Below are 16,432 nucleotides of genomic sequence, written 5' to 3' on the forward strand. Positions count from 1 at the left end.
ACCAGCCCCCACCCACCCGCAGCCGAAGAACCCGCCGAACCCGCGGAGCGCCCCTCACCGGCTGAACCACTTCACCTCGTACGCGCCCATCCTGAAGCGCTTCCCGTCCACCTGCGCGTCGATCGCCCGGTCCAGGACATTGACGACGAGGACAGCCTTGTCGTCGGCGAGCACCCGCACGTTGGGCTTGTCGTCCGGGGCCACCGGGACGGTCTCGTACTCCGTGCCCGGCGGAAAGGCGGCCCCGAACCGGGAGACGAGGTCGTACATCGGAAGTGCCGTTCCCCCACCGCCACTTGAGGTGGGCGTCCACAGACAACCGGCGCAGCCGGTGCCCTTCTCCTCCTCGGGGTTCCAGTAGAAGCCGGAGGAGGCACCACCCTTGGCCATCGCGATCAGACCGGCGGCCTGGACGGCCTCGCGGTGGGTCTCGGACCAGCCCGCACGGTCATCGTCGGCATCGGCGGGCTCGACGTAGTACTCGGCCCACCACAGCGGCAGTCCGCGCGTACGGTCCCGCACCCACTTGCCCACGGCGGTGAACTTGTCGGTCGCCGCGAACTCGTCGGGCAGCAGTTCGTCGTCCTGGGTGTAGCTGGAGCCGTCCACGACGACGAAGTCGGCCCCCGCCCTGTGGGTGTTCCAGTAGTCGAAGGCGTCGAGGATCCGCTGGTCCATGGCACCCCAGGGTCCCTTGAAGGTCGTGGAGGCGTCCGGTTTCTGCCGTGGGTCGAGACTGTCCATGACGAGGTACGGCCCGCCGACCATGATGTCCTTGTCGACCTTCTTCAGCGCCTTGTAGACGAGGTTGTACAGCTCGGTGTACCCCTCGTAGTCCCAGCGCGCCTCGCTGTTGTTCCAGAAGCCCTTGAACTCGTTCCACACGACGAAGTGGCGTACGTCGGGATAGCGCCGGGCGACGGTCGCGGCGAGGGCGGCGAAGTCCTTGTAGTGGGCGCGCTCCGGGGCGGTCTCCAGGGCGGACTGGCTCCAGTCGGTGTTGTCGGAGCCGGACCTGCCGCCCTTCATCCAGTCCGGGGCACAGCACAGGGTGACCACCGGGGTGGCGCCGGAGGCGCGCATGAAGTCGATGCGGCGATCCAGCTCGGTGAAGTCGTAACGCCCCTTGACCGGCTCGGGGTTGCCGGCGCCCCAGCCCATGATGTGCTGGTTCTGCGGCAGCCCGGCGTCCTTCGACAGCAGCCCCTCGACCCGGCCGGTTGCCGACCCGTCGCCCTCGTCGGCGCTGAACTGGGTGTGGGTGAAGCCCCACCCGACGTCCGGCTTCGACGAAGCGGGCGAGGACGCGGACGGTGTGCCGTGCACCTTGTCGCCGTCGCGGGAGGTGCCCGCGGTGCTGCCGCCGTTCGACGGCAGCGTGTGGAGCAGGGTCAGGACAAGGGCCAGCGCGGCGGCCCCCACACCGAGCAGGGCGGTGAGCTGCCACCGCCGAGCCCCCGAATTCCACCCATGACGTCCCATCAAGGGCAACAGTAACGGCGGGGCACGGGCGGAGGGCAGGCCTCCGCAGCACACAGCCCGGTAACAGAAGACGGACGTAACGGACGCTCGGGCCGGAGGCAGCACCCCCGGCGACACTCGGCGCGCCCCCCGCAAACCGGGTGCACTCGGCGCCCGGGTGTCGGATCATGTCGGCATGTCTGCCAACCCACATGACGCGCTGCCGATCCGGCTCAACGTCGACGACAGCGACTCCCCGTCCGACGTCGTCGACGCGCTGTTCCTCGGCCGCTTCGCGACGGGCGAGCAGCCGTACTCCCACGCGGCGAACATCGACCGCGTACGGTCCGGGGCGACCCTCCTCCCGCCGGGCGCCCGTGTACTGCGTTCCGCCCGTGACGACGACCGCAGTGCCACGCTGTCGGAGGGCGACGGCTGGACCCTCCTGGTGTCCCGCTGGAACCGCGGCGCCGACGTCACGGTCACGGCGACCAGCTCCGAGCTGGCCGCGAAGGTCCTCGGCCAGACCACGGACGGCGCGACGGACGAGCCCGAACCCCAGCCGGAGAACGTGACGATGGGCTTCTGGTACGTGTCCCCGCGCCGGGGCCCGCACCGCACGACCCGCCAGATCTCGGCGGGCACCTGGGACGAGGTCCGCGCCAACTACACCGCGCCGGTGGCGGACGCCATGGACGGTCTGATGAAGACGACGCCGGAGGACATCGCGGGCCGGCTGCTGCTGCTCCACGGTCCGCCGGGCACCGGCAAGACGTCCGCGCTACGCACACTGGCCCGTTCCTGGCGGGACTGGTGCCAGGTGGACTGCGTACTGGACCCCGAGCGCCTGTTCTCCGACGTCGGCTATCTGATGGACATCGCGATCGGCGAGGAGGACGGCACGGGCAAGGGCCGCTGGCGGCTGCTCCTGCTGGAGGACTGCGACGAGCTGATCAGGGGCGAGGCCAAGCACACGGCGGGCCAGGCCCTCTCCCGCCTCCTCAACCTGACCGACGGTCTCCTCGGCCAGGGCCGCAACGTCCTGGTGGGCGTGACGACCAACGAGGACCTGGAACGCCTCCACCCGGCCGTCGTCCGCCCCGGCCGCTGCCTGGCCCGCATCGAGGTGGGCCCCCTGACCCGCCGAGAGGCGACGACCTGGCTGGGCACGGAGGAGGGAATCCCCCGAGAGGGCGCCACCCTGGCCGAGCTCTACGCCCTCCGCAGAGGCACAACCCCCACAACAGTCCCGGACCAGAGAGAGGGAGCAGACGCGGGCCTGTACTTGTAAACCCCGACAGGTCGTCAGGGACACGGATCCGCAGGCTTTCAGGTGCGCGAGGAACTGCACGACCAGCCCCCACGGCGAGCTTTCAGGGGCGCGAGGAACTGCGCAACCAGCCCCCGCAGCGAGCTTTCAGGGGCGCGAGGAACTGCGCAACCAGCCCCCGCAGCGAGCTTTCAGGGGCGCGAGGAACTGCGCAACCAGCCCCCGCAGCGAGCTTTCAGGGGCGCGAGGAACTGCGCAACCAGCCCCCGCAGCGAGCTTTCAGGGGCGCGGGGAACTGCGCGACAAGCCCCCCACCAAGCCGCACCCGACAAACTGCCTCCTCACCCCTGATAAGCCGCCCGCAGGGCATCCTTCACCGCGGCCAACGCCCCCTCCTCCCCCAACCCAAGCCTCCGAACCCGCTCCGCATAAGCCTGCGCCGCAGACGCCGCTTCCCGATCCGCCGCCGACCCCGCCGCAGCGACAAACGTCCCATTGCGCCCCCGCGTCTCGATCACCCCGTCCGACTCCAGCGCCCGATACGCCTTCGCCACCGTGTTCGCGGCGAGACCGAGCGACTCGGCAAGCCCCCGCACGGTGGGCAGCCGGTACCCCACGGGCAGCGTCCCGGCCCGGGCCTGCTCGGAGATCTGGGCGCGTACCTGCTCGTAGGGCGGCGCGCTGTCATCGATGCGGATCTTCAGGGTCACCCCGCGATTGTCCCGTACCGGCCGGAAAATAAGAGGCACCCGCCGTATCTCACCACGTAACGTCCGAGCTCATGACTGTGACCGTGCGTGCCCTCCACACCGAAGACCGGCCCGGCGTCGAGGCGTTCGCCCGCATCCGGCGCCTGGCCCTGCCCTTCTACCTGTGCACGCCGGAGGCCCTCGCGTACGACATCGCGCACGCCCACCCGGACGGGCACTACCGGGCGCTCGTCGCCGAGGAGGACGGCGAGATCCTCGGCACCGCCCAGACCGCGGTCGTCCACGACAGCCCGGAGCCCGGCCAGGGTTACGTCAACGTGTACGTGCACCCGGAGCACACCCGCCGTGGCGCCGGCGCGCTCCTCGTCCGTACCGCCGAGCGGCACCTCGCCGCAGCCGGGGTGACCAGGTCCTTCGCCTGGGTGCTGGACGCCCCCGGCAACCGCGCCTTCGCCGAACGCCACGGCTACCGCTCCAGCCGTACCGCGCACTTCCTGCGCCTGGACCTGGCGAACGGCGAGCTGCCCCCGCTCCAGGAGCTCCCGCCCGGCGTCGAACTCCGCACGGGTGCCGACTTCGCCGCAGACCCGCGCCCCCTGTTCACCCTGGACTCGGAGACGGTGTCGGACGAACCAAGCGATGTCTCCTACGAGTTCACCGACTACGAGGCCTGGCTCCGCGAGACCTGGCAGCACCCCCTGTTCAGCCCCGAGCTGACGTCGGTCGCGGTCGTCGACGGCCGCCCCGCCGCCTTCAGTCTGGCCCGCACCGACGGCGCCACCCGGTACGGCACGGTGATGACGGGCACCGCCCGTGACTACCGCGGCCGTGGCCTCGCGAAGCTCGCCAAGAACGACTCCCTGCACCGCGCCCGCGCCGCCGGGTACTCGGAGGCACTGACGGGCAACGACGCGGGGAACGGCCCGATGATCGCCATCAACAACTGGTTCGGCTACGAGATCTGCGCAACGGAGGTGCGGTATGTCCGCGAACTCACCTGAGGCCACGCCCAAACCGACCCCCACCCCCACACTGAACGTCGTCCTGGTCAAGGCCGGCCGCACGAAGATCACTTACCCCGCCGAGCTGCTCCACGACGACGGCACGCGCCTCGCCGTACGCGCCGCCTGGGCCGGGGACGGAGTCCGTGACTTCGGCTTCGTCCGCTTCGAGCCCGGTGACGTGTTCACGGAGTACTACTGGCGGGACCGCTGGTACTCGGTGAAGGAGGTCCGTGACGCGACGGGCACGCTGAAGGGCTGGTACTGCGACATCGCCCGCCCGGCCACGCTCGCCGGCACCGACCTGGTCGTCGAGGACCTCGACCTGGACCTCTGGCGCTCCGCCGACGGCACAGACGTACGACGGCTCGACGAGGACGAGTTCGAGGAGAGCGGCCTGGCGGAGTCGGACCCACAGGCCGCGTCCGCCGCCGTGGCGGCCCTCGACGAGCTGGAGGCGCTGGCACGCGAGGGCGGCTTCGAGAAGCTGCTCGCCTGAACCCGCCACCCGTCACCCGCCGCCCTCGGCCCGCGAAGGTGACGTCGTCCTACAGACGCTACAGACAGGCCAGTACCGCGTACCGCTCGTCCCGCACCTCGCGCCCCCACAGCCGGGCGTCGCCGGACAGCCGCTCCACGCGGACGTCCCCGGCGAGGGGCGCGAGGAGGGCGGTGAGTGTGTCGGCGGATATGCCGGCCGGGCTGACCGTGCCCCACACGCCCTCGACCAGCACCAGTCGCCCGCCGGTCCTGAGCAGCCCCTGCCAGTGGCGCAGCACGCGCGCGGTGTCGGGCAGCGTCCACAGGACATGCCGTACGAGCACGACGTCGAAGCGCTCCTCCCCCACCGGTGGCGCCGCGGCGTCGCCGACCAGGAACACGGCGGCGCGGCCGGCCAGCTTGCTCCGCGCGTGCTCGACCATGACCGGGGAGGCGTCCACGCCGGTGACGCGGTGCCCCTGTTCGGACGCGAGGAGCGACAGGCTGCCGGTGCCGCAGCCCAGGTCGAGGACGTCGGCCGGGCGGTCCGGCAGCCAGGACCGCAGCCGGTCCGCCCATGCCGCGCGGACGACCGGATCCCGCAGGCCGTGGTCGGGTTCGTCGTCGAAGGTGGTGGCTTCCGCGTCCCAGTCGGTGTACGTCATGCGGCCAAGAGTGACACCCGCCACTGACAATCGAATCGTGACGGCCGCCACTGACAGACCGGCGCCGATGAGTCACCCTCCCGGAAATGGTCTATCTCCGTGAAAACGCGGAACCCGGTGGACCGAAGGAGGCAGCCATGCGCCGCGTAACCGTGCAGAAGCCTTTGAAGAAGTCGGACGCCCGCCGGGTGCGGGAAGAGGCCGACGAACGCACCACCGCACGCCCGGAGGTCCGCAAGGACATCGCGCGTACGTGGTGGCCCGACGGCTGAAGTCGGTCGGCCTGTCGTGAACTTGCGAACCGTCGGACCGGCGCGCGCCCCGCGCGTCGTCGTGTACCTGAGCGCAGTCCGAAGCCTTCCTTAAGCCGACCATAAGGATCTCCCCCACCCGCCTCCAGCAGGCGATTTCGCGGTTTCTTGGGGCTAGTTTGCTGATCAGCCCCCGATAGACCGTTGCGAGGAGATCCCGCATGCCCGCACGCCGCCGCCCCGCCGTGGTCACCACCGTCACCGCCCTCGGGATCGCCGCGCTCGCCCTGGGCGCCACGCCCGCGTCGGCGCACGGCTCCATGGGCGACCCGGTCAGCAGGGTCGCCCAGTGCTACGCGGAGGGCCCCGAGAGCCCCACGTCGGCCGCGTGCCGGGCGGCGGTGGCGGCAGGCGGCACCCAGGCGCTGTACGACTGGAACGGCATCCGGATCGGTGACGCGGGCGGGCGGCACCGGGCGTTGATCCCGGACGGTGAGCTGTGCAGCGCGGGCAACGACGAGTTCAAGGGCCTGGACCTGGCCCGCGCGGACTGGCCGGCGACCGGTGTGCACAGCGGCTCGTACCCCTTCAGGTACCGCGTGACCGCCCCGCACAAGGGCACCTTCGAGGTGTACGTCACCAAGGCGGGCTACGACCCGGCCAAACCCCTCGCCTGGGCCGACCTGGACCTCGAACACCCGGTCGCGAGGGTCATGGACCCGGTCGCGGCGAACGGCTTCTACACGTTCTCCGGCACCCTGCCGCAACGTTCCGGCAGACAACTCCTGTACGCGATCTGGCAGCGCTCGGACAGCCCGGAGGCGTTCTACTCGTGCTCCGACGTGACGTTCGGGGCGGGTACGGGAGCGAGTGGAGGGGCGGGCAGCGGTACGTCGGACAGCGCCTCCGCGCCCTCCGAGGAGCAGATCGAGGCCGGTGCCGACGAGTCGACGGTCGGACACGGGGGCCACGAGAGCCACGGGGAGGCCGCGTCCGACGCGTCCCACGCGCCGTCCGCCACTCCGTCAGACGCTTCGTCCGTCGCCCCGTCCGCCACTCCTTCCCCTGCTCAGTCGGCCACGCCGTCCGCCGGTACGGCCACGCGTACGCCGGTCGCGCAGCCGAAGGCGGCGGGCGCCGCGGGGAACCTCGCCGAGACGGGCGGCACTTCCGGCGCCCCGTACCTCGTGGTGGGCGGCGCGGGCGCCCTCGCGCTGGGCGCGGCGGCCCTGTCGCTCTCGGTCCGGCGTCGCGCGGTGGGCGCCGGCCGGTCCGGCCGCTGAGCTCGCCGGGGCCCGGCCGGCGGCTCAGGCCTGCCGGGCCCCGGCGGATGATCCCCGCCGGGTCAGCCGACCGCCGACAGACAGGTGGTGGGGGTGGCGTGCGCCGGATCGAGGGCGTTCGTCACCTCGTGGAACGCGATCCGGTCGAGCAGTCCGACGGCGGCGTGTTCGGAGATGTCCACCGGGCACAGGTCCTGGATCAGGACGTTGTGTACGTCGGAGCCGCTCAGGAACTGGCTGCGGTACGGCGTGACCACCTCGTCGTACTTGGTCGCGAGGACCGTGTAGTGGACGCCCGGGACGGTGTCACCGCCCGCGTTGAGCTTGGTGAGGAAGGCGGACCCCGCGACCTGGTCGGCGAGGGCGGGGGTGGCTGTGGAGAGCAGGTCGGCGGCCCCGGGGAAGTAGGCGAGCAGGTTCGTCAGGCCGTTCAGGGTGGTGCCGTGGTTGCTGGGTGCGATGCCGACGAGGGTGTCCACCTCGGCGGCGCCGCCGAGGAACCTGAGGTAGTAGCGGGGCATCATGCCGCCCTGCGAGTGACCGACGATGTCGGTCTCGGCGGCGCCGGTCGCGGCGAGCACCCTGTCGACGAAGGCGGCGAGCTGCTCGGCCGACTTGTCGATGGGGCCGAGAGCGTAGAAGAGGGGTACGCCCGGCAGTTGGCCGTAGTCGAGGGAGAAGACGCAGTAGCCGCGGTTCACCAGGTACGGCGCGAGGGTGAGCCAGTTGTCGACCCCGTTGGCGAAGGTGCCGTGGACGAGGACGACGGGGCGGGGATGGGCGGCGGACGGCCTGCAGGAGTAGTCGTTCCAGCCTCCCCAGCTGATGGCGGCCTGGGCCTGCGTTTCCGACTGCGTTTCTGACTGCGTTTCGGCTTGCGCGGCGGCGACGGGCACGACGGTGGCCGCAGCGGCCAGCAGCAGTGCGGCGAGAGGTCTGAGTACGCGTTTCCAGGGCAGCATCGGGTGATCTCCTTGCGGCTCAAGGGAGTTGCGACGGCTCTACGCCCTGTGATCCGGATCACGAGGATGCTGTTCACTCGTCAAGTTACGGGCGAGTAGCGAGGCGGGGAAGTTACGCGTCGGTAAAAACTTCTGACAGCGTCCGGAGACCGTGATAATGGGAATCTCCCGGCACAGGAACCCCCACCCCCTCCCCTGAGGATGAGTTCCACCAGTACCGGGGTACTGTCCGGCCGCCGGATTGGGTCCCGCGGTGCCGGGGGTGCGCGGAACAGCGCTCATAGCGTGAACACAGGGTCGATCAAGCCCCTGTTCGCGCAATGTTCCGTCTCCTGCTGGGAGTACTTCCGTGGCCACGTTCCTCTACCGGCTGGGCCGGCTCGCCTTCAGACGCCGACGGCTCTTCCTGATGTTCTGGATCATCGTCCTCGCCGCCGTCGGCATAGGCGCCGCCGGCGTCTCCGGCAAGACGACGGACGACTTCTCCCTGCCCGGCACCCAGTCCCAGAAGGCGATCGACCTGCTGGGCAAGGAGTTCCCGCAGGCCTCCGCGGGCGGTGCCACCGCCCGGGTCGTCTTCGAGGCGCCCGGCGGGCAGAAGCTGACCTCCACGGCCAACAAGGCCGAGGTCACCACCCTCGTCGCCGACCTCAGGGGGGCGCCGCAGGTCGCGAGCGTCTCCGAGCCCTTCAGTGGCGGTCTGGTCAGCAGGGACGGCACGATCGCCTACGCCCAGGTCACCTACAAGGTGGCCAAGGCCGACCTCACCGATGCCGCGTCCGACGCGCTGAACCAGGTCGCCGAGAAGGGTGAGAAGGCCGGGCTGACGGTGAGCCTGGGCGGTAACGCGGTGGAGGTCAAGGCTGCCAGCAAGGTTGCCGAACTGATCGGCCTCGCGGTCGCCGCCGTCGTGCTGGTCATCACCTTCGGGTCGATGATCGCCGCCGGGCTGCCGTTGCTGACCGCGCTCTTCGGTGTGGGCATGGCGATCATGTGCATCACCATCGCCACCTCGTTGACCGACATGGGCTCGTCAGCCTCGACCCTGGCGCTGATGCTGGGCCTGGCCGTGGCGATCGACTACGCCCTGTTCATCGTCTCCCGCTACCGCAGCGAGATCCGGGACGGGCACGAGCCGCAGGAGGCCGTCGGGCGGGCCCTGGGCACCGCCGGATCGGCGGTCGTCTTCGCCGGTCTGACCGTGGTCATCGCGCTGGCCGGACTGAGCGTCATCGGCATCAGGATGCTCACCACGATGGGGCTGGCCGCCGCCTTCGCGGTCGCCGTCGCCGTGATCGTCGCGCTGACCCTGCTGCCCGCCGTGCTGGGCTTCGCCGGTATGCGGATCATGAAGGGGAAGCTCACCACCGAGCGCCATCGTGCCGAGGAGCGCGGCGAGCGCGAGACGATGGGCGTGCGCTGGGGCCGGTGCGTCACCCGCAACCCCGTGAAGGCGCTCGTCGCCTCTGTGGTGGGCCTGGGGCTGCTGGCCATTCCGGCACTGTCGCTGCGCCTGACCCTGCCCGACGACAGCATGGCCTCTCCCGGTTCCACCCAGCGCATCGCCTACGACACCCTGAGCAAGGGCTTCGGTCCGGGCTTCAGCGGTCCGCTGACGGTGGTCGTCGACGCCCGGGACAGCGCCGGCGGCAACGGGCCCGAGGCGGCGGCGCGGAACGCGTACGACACGATTGTCAAGCTGCCCGACGTCGCCGCCGCCCGCCCGGCCGTGTTCAACGAGTCCGGTGACGTGGCGCTGATCGGGGTGATCCCCAGGAGCGCCCCGACCAGTGAGGCCACCAAGGACCTGGTCGCCGACATCCGCGACCACAGTGCCGCCCTGCACAAGGACACCGGCGCCGACCTGATGGTCACCGGCACCACGGCCCTCAACATCGACATCTCCACCAAGCTGGCCGACGCCATGCTGCCCTATCTGGCCATCGTGGTCGGCCTGGCGCTGATCCTGCTCCTGCTGGTGTTCCGCTCGATCCTGGTGCCGCTCAAAGCCGCCCTCGGCTTCCTGCTCAGCGTGGCCTCGACCCTCGGTGTCCTGGTCGCGGTCTTCCAGTGGGGCTGGCTGAAGGACCTCTTCGGCATCGACCAGACCCAGCCGCTCGTCAGCCTGCTGCCCATCCTGCTGATCGGCATCGTGTTCGGACTCGCCATGGACTACGAGGTCTTCCTCGTCTCCCGGATGCGGGAGGAGTACGTCCACGGCGCCGGACCCACGGAGGCGATCGTCGCGGGCTTCCGGCACGGCGGCCGGGTGGTCACCGCCGCGGCGGTCATCATGATCTCCGTCTTCGCCGGATTCCTGCTGGACGACACCGCGCTGGTCAAGTCGATCGGCCTGGGGCTCGCCGCCGCCGTGTTCTTCGACGCCTTCGTCGTCCGGATGACCATCGTCCCGGCGGTGATGACCCTCCTCGGCCGCCACGCCTGGGCCCTGCCCCAGTGGCTCGACCGGATCCTGCCGAACGTGGACGTCGAGGGCGAGAAGCTGCGCCACGCGCTGGAGGCACGGCAGACGCCCACCCCGGAGGGCCCGGGCGGCCCGGTGGACGAGGAGACCGATCAGCAGCCGGCCCGGACACGCTGACAGAAAGGACCGCCGACCTGGCCGTACGATCCCCATCTGGGCGTCGGGGTCCGCCCGGCCGTCTCCCGAGTCCCCGTCCGCCGGCCACTCACCCGAGGCCGGCGGGCGGGCCGCCCGCACCGTGAAGGGCGTACAGAATGACCGTTTCGAACGCGACCGCGCCGAGGCCGCGGTCCGACGGACGCCGGATTCCCCAGTCGCTCGCGGACGACCCGGAGCAGCGCGCGCTCTTCCCGGTCATCACCCTGCTGGCGGGATGGCGGCAGGCCGACGATGCCCACCCCCACATCCGGCGCTGGGCGGTGCCCGCCTTGTGCACCCTGCTCGGTGTCCCGGAACTGTTCGACCAGGAGTTCGGTCCCAGCATCCCGGTGAAGGTGGCACTGACACTGGGACTCACCGTCCCCCTGCTGTGGCGGCGGCGGAAGCCCGTACTGGTCTGGGCCGTCATCACAGCCGTCTCCGTGCCCATCGCCTTTTTCGGGATCCTGACCGGGGCCAACGCGGCGTGGGTCGTGGCCCTGTCCAACATGGGCCGCTTCGCCGCCCCCCGTCTGACGGCGGTGGCCACCGCCGTCACCCTGACGCAGGTCACCGTGGCCGGCGCCCTCCTGTGGGACGCCGAGCAGGTGGCTCATGCCACCCGCCCCTGGGTGGTGCTGGGCCTGGCGCTGGTCGTCGTGGTCGCGTTTCCCTTCCTGGGTCTCGCCGGGCGGCTGGTGAACAGCGTCATCGGCGCCCTGGAGAAGGAACGCGACCAGCAGGCCCGTCTCTCGGCCGCCAGGGAACGGGCCCGCGTCTCCCGGGAGATGCACGACATCCTCGGCCACACCCTCGCCGTCATCGTCGGCCTCTCCGACGGCGCCGCCTCCCTCGCCCGGACCAAGCCGGAACGCGGCGCGGAGACCCTCCGCATCATCGGTGACAGCGGCCGGGACGCGCTGGGTGAACTACGCCGCCTGCTCGCCGTCATCGAGGACGGGGACGAGGACGCCCGGGAGGGGGCCCCGCTCGCCCCGCAGCCGGGGCTGGCCGATCTGAAGGCCCTCCTGGAACGGGTCAGGGCGGCCGGTCCGACCGCCGACCTGCACACCGAGGGCGAGCTGACCGGACTCACCCCGGGCATGCAGCTCGCCGTCTACCGCATCGTCCAGGAAGCCCTCACCAACACGCTCAAGCACGCCGCCCGCGACACCACCGTCAGAGTCTCCGTGTCCCTCGCCGCCGGCTCCAACAAGGTCCACGTCGGCGTCGACGACACCGGCCCGTCGCACCCCGTCAAGGCGGACCTCACGAAGGCCGGCGGCGGCCAGGGCCTGGTCGGCATGCGCCAACGCGCTGCCCTCTATCAGGGCAGCGTGACCGCGGGCCCCAACTCCCGTGGCGGCTGGAGCGTCCACGCCCTTCTCTTCACCGACTCCCTGTCCGGCCCCGCCCACACCACGGAGAAGCTCCCGGCATGACCACCGTCCTGATCGTCGACGACCAGACCCTGCAACGCCTCGGCTTCCGCATGCTGCTGGAGGCGGAACCCGACATGAGCGTCGTCGGCGAGGCCACCAACGGCGGCGAAGCGGTCCGCAAGGCCGCCGAACTGCGCCCCGACGTCGTGCTGATGGACGTACGCATGCCAGGAATGGACGGCATCGAGGCCACCCGGCGCATCGTCGAGTCCGGCGGCCGGTCCCGTGTCCTGGTGCTGACCACCTTCGATCTCGACGAGTACGCGTACGACGCGCTGTGCGCCGGAGCCAGCGGCTTCTTCCTCAAAGACGCGCGTCCCGAGGAACTCGTCGTCGGCATCCGCGCGGTCGCCGCCGGAGACTCCGTGATCTGCCCCGGCATCACCCGCAAGCTCATCGACACCTTCACCAGCCGTCGGACCACCCCCGCCGCCGGGCACGAACGCCGCCTCGCCGACCTCACCGAACGCGAGCGCGAGGTCCTGACCGCCATGGCGGGCGGAGCGAACAACACGGAGATCGCCGAGAGCCTCCACCTCGCCGAGTCCACCGTGAAGTCCCACGTCAGCCGCATCCTCGCGAAGATCGGCGCCAGGGACCGCGTACAGGCGGTGATCTTCGCGTACGACGTCGGCCTGGTCCGCCCGTCCTGAGCCGAGGCCCGTCAGGGAGCCACTGCGGCGGACTTGGCCCTTGCGGTCGCCGTGCCGGTCGGTCATGTCACCGAGTCACGACGGACTTCCTCGTCACCTGCGGTCAACAGCCGCACCAGGTCCGCCCAGTGTCGGGAACGCCGCCCCGCGGGACGCTGTCGCGTCGCCGAAGGCCGTCAGCTTCCCGAGCCGGGGCACAGCGGTCAGCGAGCCAGCGCGGCCGGCCGTACGGCCGCCGCTCCGAAACGTCGACGGGCACGGTCGGCGGCGGCTTCCGCCGCGCGGGCACGGTCGTCACCGGGATCCAGGGAGAGCTGCCGGTAGGCATCGCCGGCCGGCAGCAGACCGTCGGCGCGGATCACGAAGGCGCGGACTCTCGCTCGCTGCAGCCCGAGGCCGGCCAACAGGTCCAGGGCCGCCGCCGCGAGAGCGGGTGAGTGGCCGGTCGGCTCCGCCAGTGTGCGCGTACGCGTGGTGGAGCTGCGGTCGGCGTACCGCACGGTGAGGGTGAGTCGGCCGGCGAGCCGGCTCTCGCCGCGCAGGCGCCCGCCGATCTGGTCGGCCAGTCCCAGCACGGCTCGGTGATGCCGCACCGGATCGAGGCAGTCCCGGTCCAGCAGGAGGTCGGCGACCAGCTGCGCCGCCGGTTCCGACGGGGTGACCGGGCGGGGGTCGTGGCCACGGGCGCGCTCGGCCAGCAGCCGGGCGGAGCCCACGCCGAGAAGGCGCTGCAGGGTGCCCGCAGGCAACTCGACGACCTGGCCGATGGTGTGCAGCCCGTACCTGCCGAGCGTCTCCGCCGTGGCACGGCCGATCCCTGGCAGCGCGGTGACCGGCCGCGGGTACAGCCAGTCGCCCACCTGCCCGGCGGGCACCCAGGTGGTGTCGCCCGGCGCGGACGCGTCGGCCGCCATCGCGGCCAGCATGCGGTTGCCCGCGAGCCCGACGCTGCTGTCGATGCCGTACAGGCCCTTCAGCCTCATCATCGTCATCTGGACCGTGTCATACGGGGAGAGGTCGAAGTACCGGAGCGCCGACGTCAGGTCCAGTTGAACGGCGTCGGGCGGCACCGCCTGCACATGAGGCGTAACACCAGACATGAGTTCGATTACGTCGCTGTACTGATCCTCCGTCAGCGAAGCGTGCAGGTGGACGTGGGCGATGTGCCGCTGCCGCGCGATCGTCCCGCCCGCCCCGCTCATCCCGCGCTCCCCGGACTCGTGTAGCCGAACTTCTTCAGGTCGGCCGACCGGGTGCCGGCGGGCTGCAGGTCGGCGTACGGGTGGAGGCGGGCCCCGGTCGTCCCGTTGGCCAGGGTGCGCTGCGGCTGGGCGGGCGTCGGGTGCGGGCGGGCGGCGCCGAGGAGGGCGAGCGCGGCTTCGGGGCCGTTGTCACGGCGGGCGGCGGCGATCTCGTCGAGGTCCCAGGCCATGGAGCCGACGACGGTACGACGGGTGCCGCGCACCTGGACCGTGCCGCGCACCAGCAGCAGCCCGCTGTGGAAGACCGTGTACGCGCACGCCGGATGGGAGTCCTCGAAGAAGGCCAGGTCGACCAGGCCGGAACCGTCCTCCAGCGTCACGAAGATGACCCGCTTCCCGCTGGCGATCGGCGGGGTCTGCGTGGAGGCCCGCACCCCGGCGACCAACACCCGCTGCCCGGCCCGCAGTCCGGCCAGATGGGCCGCGTCGGTCGCGCCGATCTCACGCAGCAGCCGGTGGTGGTGCTCCATCAGATGCCTGGAGACGTCGATACCGAGGGTGCTCAACTCGGCGCTGAGGGCCTCGCGGCCGGTCATCTCCGGCAGACCGCTCGGCTCCACCCCTCCCACGGCGCCTGTGCCGATGGGCAGTTGACCCTTGCTCGCGGTCCGGTTGCGGGACTGCCGGTGCAACTCCGCGATCTGGAGCAGGAGATCACGCCGGGTGAGCCGCCCGTCGTGCAGACAGCCCAGGGCGCCGATCTCGGCGAGGCGTTCGGCGACCGGTCTGCTGGGCCGGGCCCGCTGCCAGAGGTCCGACAGCGATCCGTACGGCTGCCCCTCCTCGATCCGGGCGCACTCCTCCTCGCTGATGCCGCGCACCCCGGACAGCGCGAGGCGTACACCCCACCGCTCTCCGTCGGCCTTCTCCACGGTGTGTCTCACCCGGGAGCGGTTGACGTCGACGGGCAGGACCTGCACGCCGCCCCGGCGGGCGTCGGCGACCAGGACGCGCTTGGGCCACATACCCGGGTCGTGTTCGAGCAGACCGGCCAGCAGGTACGCCGGGTAGTGGGCCTTGAGCCAGGCGCTCTGCAGCGCGGGTACGGCGAAGGCGACCGCGTGCGCGCGGCAGAAGCCGTAGGCGCCGAAGGCCTCGACGGTCTGCCAGACCTCGTCCCGCACGGCCGCGCTGTAGCCACGTGCGCGCGCCAGGCCGTGGAACCAGTCCCTGACCCGTGGCAGCCGGCTCTTGTCACCGAGCGCGCGCCGGGCGATCTCCGCCATCGCGTAGTCGCAGCCGGTCATGACCGACAGCGTCTCGATGATCTGTTCGTGCCAGATGGTCACGCCGTTGGTGTCGGCGAGCACCGGTTCCAGGTCCTGGTGGGCGTACGACGGCGTGCCGCCGTGCCGGGCGGCGATGTACCGCTCGGGCATACCGCCGGCGACCGGGCCCGGGCGGAAGAGGCTGATGTCGGCGATGACGTCCTGCACGTCGCGGGGCTGCAACCGGGACAGCAGGTCCTGCTGGCCGGGCGACTCGAGCTGGAACAGGCCCAGGGTCCGGCTCTCCTGGATGAGCTTGAAGGCGAAGACGTCGTCCAGCGGAACCTGCTCGGGGTCGTCGAGGTCGATGCGGTTGCCGGTGGTCCGTTCGATCTCGGTGACGGCGTGGGCCATCGCGGACTGCATCCGCACGCCCAGGACGTCGAGTTTGATGTTGCCCAGCGCCTCGATCTCCTCCTTCGCCGCCATCGCCATGGGGTAGTCGCCCTGCGGTGTGGGCTGCACCGGCAGCCGGTCCAGGAGGGTGGCGTCGCTGATGACCACTCCGCAGGGGTGCATGGCCATGCCGTGGACCAGGGAGTCGAGGCCTTCCGCCAGCTCCCACAGCGGCCCGAACCGGTGTGCCTCTGCGGCCAGTTGACGCAGTTCGGGCAGTTCGGCGAGGGCGCCGGTGATGTCGGAGGCGCGGAGGTGCGGAAAGCTCTTGGCGATCCGGTCGACGTCCGCGGGTGCGATGCCGAGGGCGAGGCCGGTGTCACGCAATGCCCGGCGGGCCCGGTAGGTCTCGGGCATGGCGGTGACGGCGACGCGTTCCTTGCCGAACCGGTCGAAGATCGCGTCGTAGCACTCCAGGCGCCGGGCGGACTCCACGTCGATGTCGATGTCGGGCAGCCCCTTGCGCCGCTCACTGAGGAACCGTTCGAACAGCAGCCGGTGTTCGAGAGGGTTGGCGGTGGCGATGCCCAGCGCGTGGCAGACCATCGAACCGGCGCCCGAGCCGCGGGCGGCGACCCGGATGCCCAGTTCCCGGATGTCGGCGACGACCTGGCCGACGGCGAGGAAGTACGGGTCGTAGTCCAGCTTGGAGATCACGGCGAGCTCCTGGTCCAGCCGGTCGAGCGCCACTCGGTCGCGGTCGAG

Annotated in this window: 14 protein-coding genes; 8 read left to right on the forward strand and 6 right to left on the reverse strand. The window is 71.2% G+C overall.

Annotated elements, in window-relative coordinates; translation table 11 throughout:
- Positions 1-54 precede the first annotated feature (54 nt).
- Positions 55-1,482, reverse strand: a complete 1,428-nt coding sequence (locus STRTUCAR8_RS15245) for a GH39 family glycosyl hydrolase (RefSeq protein WP_006376676.1) — start codon at positions 1,480-1,482, stop codon at positions 55-57.
- Positions 1,483-1,657: 175 nt separating this feature from the next.
- Between STRTUCAR8_RS15245 and STRTUCAR8_RS15250 the strand changes: the two genes are divergently transcribed.
- Positions 1,658-2,752, forward strand: a complete 1,095-nt coding sequence (locus tag STRTUCAR8_RS15250) for a DUF5925 domain-containing protein (protein WP_044472248.1) — start codon at positions 1,658-1,660, stop codon at positions 2,750-2,752.
- A 320-nt stretch (positions 2,753-3,072) separates the two neighbouring features.
- Here STRTUCAR8_RS15250 and STRTUCAR8_RS15255 read toward each other — a convergent pair whose 3' ends face one another.
- On the reverse strand, positions 3,073-3,441 hold the full coding sequence (locus tag STRTUCAR8_RS15255; protein ID WP_006376671.1) for a GntR family transcriptional regulator: 369 nt from the start codon (positions 3,439-3,441) through the stop codon (positions 3,073-3,075).
- Positions 3,442-3,512: 71 nt separating this feature from the next.
- Here STRTUCAR8_RS15255 and STRTUCAR8_RS15260 point away from each other — a divergent pair, with 71 nt between their 5' ends.
- Positions 3,513-4,442, forward strand: coding sequence for a GNAT family N-acetyltransferase (locus STRTUCAR8_RS15260; protein WP_044472249.1), 930 nt, complete (start codon positions 3,513-3,515; stop codon positions 4,440-4,442).
- Entirely contained in the window at positions 4,423-4,941 is a 519-nt protein-coding gene (locus tag STRTUCAR8_RS15265) for a ribonuclease FAU-1 family protein (RefSeq protein ID WP_006376679.1), read from the forward strand. Before STRTUCAR8_RS15260 ends, STRTUCAR8_RS15265 begins: the two co-directional genes overlap by 20 nt.
- A 58-nt stretch (positions 4,942-4,999) precedes the next feature.
- Here STRTUCAR8_RS15265 and STRTUCAR8_RS15270 read toward each other — a convergent pair whose 3' ends face one another.
- A complete protein-coding gene (locus STRTUCAR8_RS15270; RefSeq protein ID WP_006376677.1) occupies positions 5,000-5,587 on the reverse strand; it encodes a class I SAM-dependent methyltransferase in 588 nt (195 codons plus the stop codon).
- Positions 5,588-5,724: 137 nt separating this feature from the next.
- Here STRTUCAR8_RS15270 and STRTUCAR8_RS55115 point away from each other — a divergent pair, with 137 nt between their 5' ends.
- Both STRTUCAR8_RS55115 and STRTUCAR8_RS15280 read left to right on the forward strand, forming a co-directional pair.
- Complete coding sequence (locus STRTUCAR8_RS55115; RefSeq protein WP_006376682.1) at positions 5,725-5,859, forward strand: hypothetical protein; 135 nt, start codon at positions 5,725-5,727, stop codon at positions 5,857-5,859.
- Positions 5,860-6,059: 200 nt separating this feature from the next.
- Positions 6,060-7,121 (forward strand): lytic polysaccharide monooxygenase auxiliary activity family 9 protein, encoded by a 1,062-nt coding sequence (locus STRTUCAR8_RS15280; protein WP_006376680.1) that lies wholly within the window; start codon positions 6,060-6,062, stop codon positions 7,119-7,121.
- A 62-nt stretch (positions 7,122-7,183) separates the two neighbouring features.
- Here STRTUCAR8_RS15280 and STRTUCAR8_RS15285 read toward each other — a convergent pair whose 3' ends face one another.
- Positions 7,184-8,083, reverse strand: a complete 900-nt coding sequence (locus tag STRTUCAR8_RS15285; RefSeq protein ID WP_006376670.1) for an esterase/lipase family protein — start codon at positions 8,081-8,083, stop codon at positions 7,184-7,186.
- 349 nt (positions 8,084-8,432) lie between these two features.
- Here STRTUCAR8_RS15285 and STRTUCAR8_RS15290 point away from each other — a divergent pair, with 349 nt between their 5' ends.
- The 3 genes from STRTUCAR8_RS15290 (at position 8,433) to STRTUCAR8_RS15300 (ending at position 12,801) form a co-directional block, all read left to right on the forward strand.
- Positions 8,433-10,685: an MMPL family transporter gene (locus tag STRTUCAR8_RS15290; RefSeq protein ID WP_006376669.1), complete on the forward strand. Its 2,253-nt coding sequence runs from the start codon at positions 8,433-8,435 to the stop codon at positions 10,683-10,685.
- Between the two features lie 137 nt (positions 10,686-10,822).
- On the forward strand, positions 10,823-12,148 hold the full coding sequence (locus STRTUCAR8_RS15295; RefSeq protein ID WP_006376675.1) for a sensor histidine kinase: 1,326 nt from the start codon (positions 10,823-10,825) through the stop codon (positions 12,146-12,148).
- Complete coding sequence (locus tag STRTUCAR8_RS15300; RefSeq protein WP_006376681.1) at positions 12,145-12,801, forward strand: response regulator; 657 nt, start codon at positions 12,145-12,147, stop codon at positions 12,799-12,801. Before STRTUCAR8_RS15295 ends, STRTUCAR8_RS15300 begins: the two co-directional genes overlap by 4 nt.
- 203 nt (positions 12,802-13,004) lie before the next feature.
- Here STRTUCAR8_RS15300 and STRTUCAR8_RS15305 read toward each other — a convergent pair whose 3' ends face one another.
- Together STRTUCAR8_RS15305 and STRTUCAR8_RS15310 are read right to left on the reverse strand one after the other, a co-directional pair.
- The gene (locus tag STRTUCAR8_RS15305; RefSeq protein WP_006376673.1) at positions 13,005-14,003 is read right to left on the reverse strand and encodes a DNA polymerase Y family protein; all 999 of its coding nucleotides are present in this window, start codon (positions 14,001-14,003) and stop codon (positions 13,005-13,007) included.
- The coding region (locus tag STRTUCAR8_RS15310; RefSeq protein WP_006376674.1) for a helix-hairpin-helix domain-containing protein at positions 14,000-16,432 on the reverse strand (2,433 nt) is incomplete at its 5' end. The genes STRTUCAR8_RS15305 and STRTUCAR8_RS15310, both read right to left, overlap by 4 nt.

This window comes from Streptomyces turgidiscabies Car8 (assembly GCF_000331005.1).
GTDB lineage: Bacteria > Actinomycetota > Actinomycetes > Streptomycetales > Streptomycetaceae > Streptomyces > Streptomyces turgidiscabies.

Coding starts and splice junctions, on each gene's coding strand:
- STRTUCAR8_RS15245 (WP_006376676.1), bottom strand. CDS start 1,482: ATGGGACGTCATGGGTGGAATTCGGGGGCTCGGCGGTGGCAGCTCACC.
- STRTUCAR8_RS15250 (WP_044472248.1), top strand. CDS start 1,658: ATGTCTGCCAACCCACATGACGCGCTGCCGATCCGGCTCAACGTCGAC.
- STRTUCAR8_RS15260 (WP_044472249.1), top strand. CDS start 3,513: ATGACTGTGACCGTGCGTGCCCTCCACACCGAAGACCGGCCCGGCGTC.
- STRTUCAR8_RS15265 (WP_006376679.1), top strand. CDS start 4,423: ATGTCCGCGAACTCACCTGAGGCCACGCCCAAACCGACCCCCACCCCC.
- STRTUCAR8_RS15270 (WP_006376677.1), bottom strand. CDS start 5,587: ATGACGTACACCGACTGGGACGCGGAAGCCACCACCTTCGACGACGAA.
- STRTUCAR8_RS55115 (WP_006376682.1), top strand. CDS start 5,725: ATGCGCCGCGTAACCGTGCAGAAGCCTTTGAAGAAGTCGGACGCCCGC.
- STRTUCAR8_RS15280 (WP_006376680.1), top strand. CDS start 6,060: ATGCCCGCACGCCGCCGCCCCGCCGTGGTCACCACCGTCACCGCCCTC.
- STRTUCAR8_RS15285 (WP_006376670.1), bottom strand. CDS start 8,083: ATGCTGCCCTGGAAACGCGTACTCAGACCTCTCGCCGCACTGCTGCTG.
- STRTUCAR8_RS15295 (WP_006376675.1), top strand. CDS start 10,823: ATGACCGTTTCGAACGCGACCGCGCCGAGGCCGCGGTCCGACGGACGC.
- STRTUCAR8_RS15300 (WP_006376681.1), top strand. CDS start 12,145: ATGACCACCGTCCTGATCGTCGACGACCAGACCCTGCAACGCCTCGGC.
- STRTUCAR8_RS15305 (WP_006376673.1), bottom strand. CDS start 14,003: ATGAGCGGGGCGGGCGGGACGATCGCGCGGCAGCGGCACATCGCCCAC.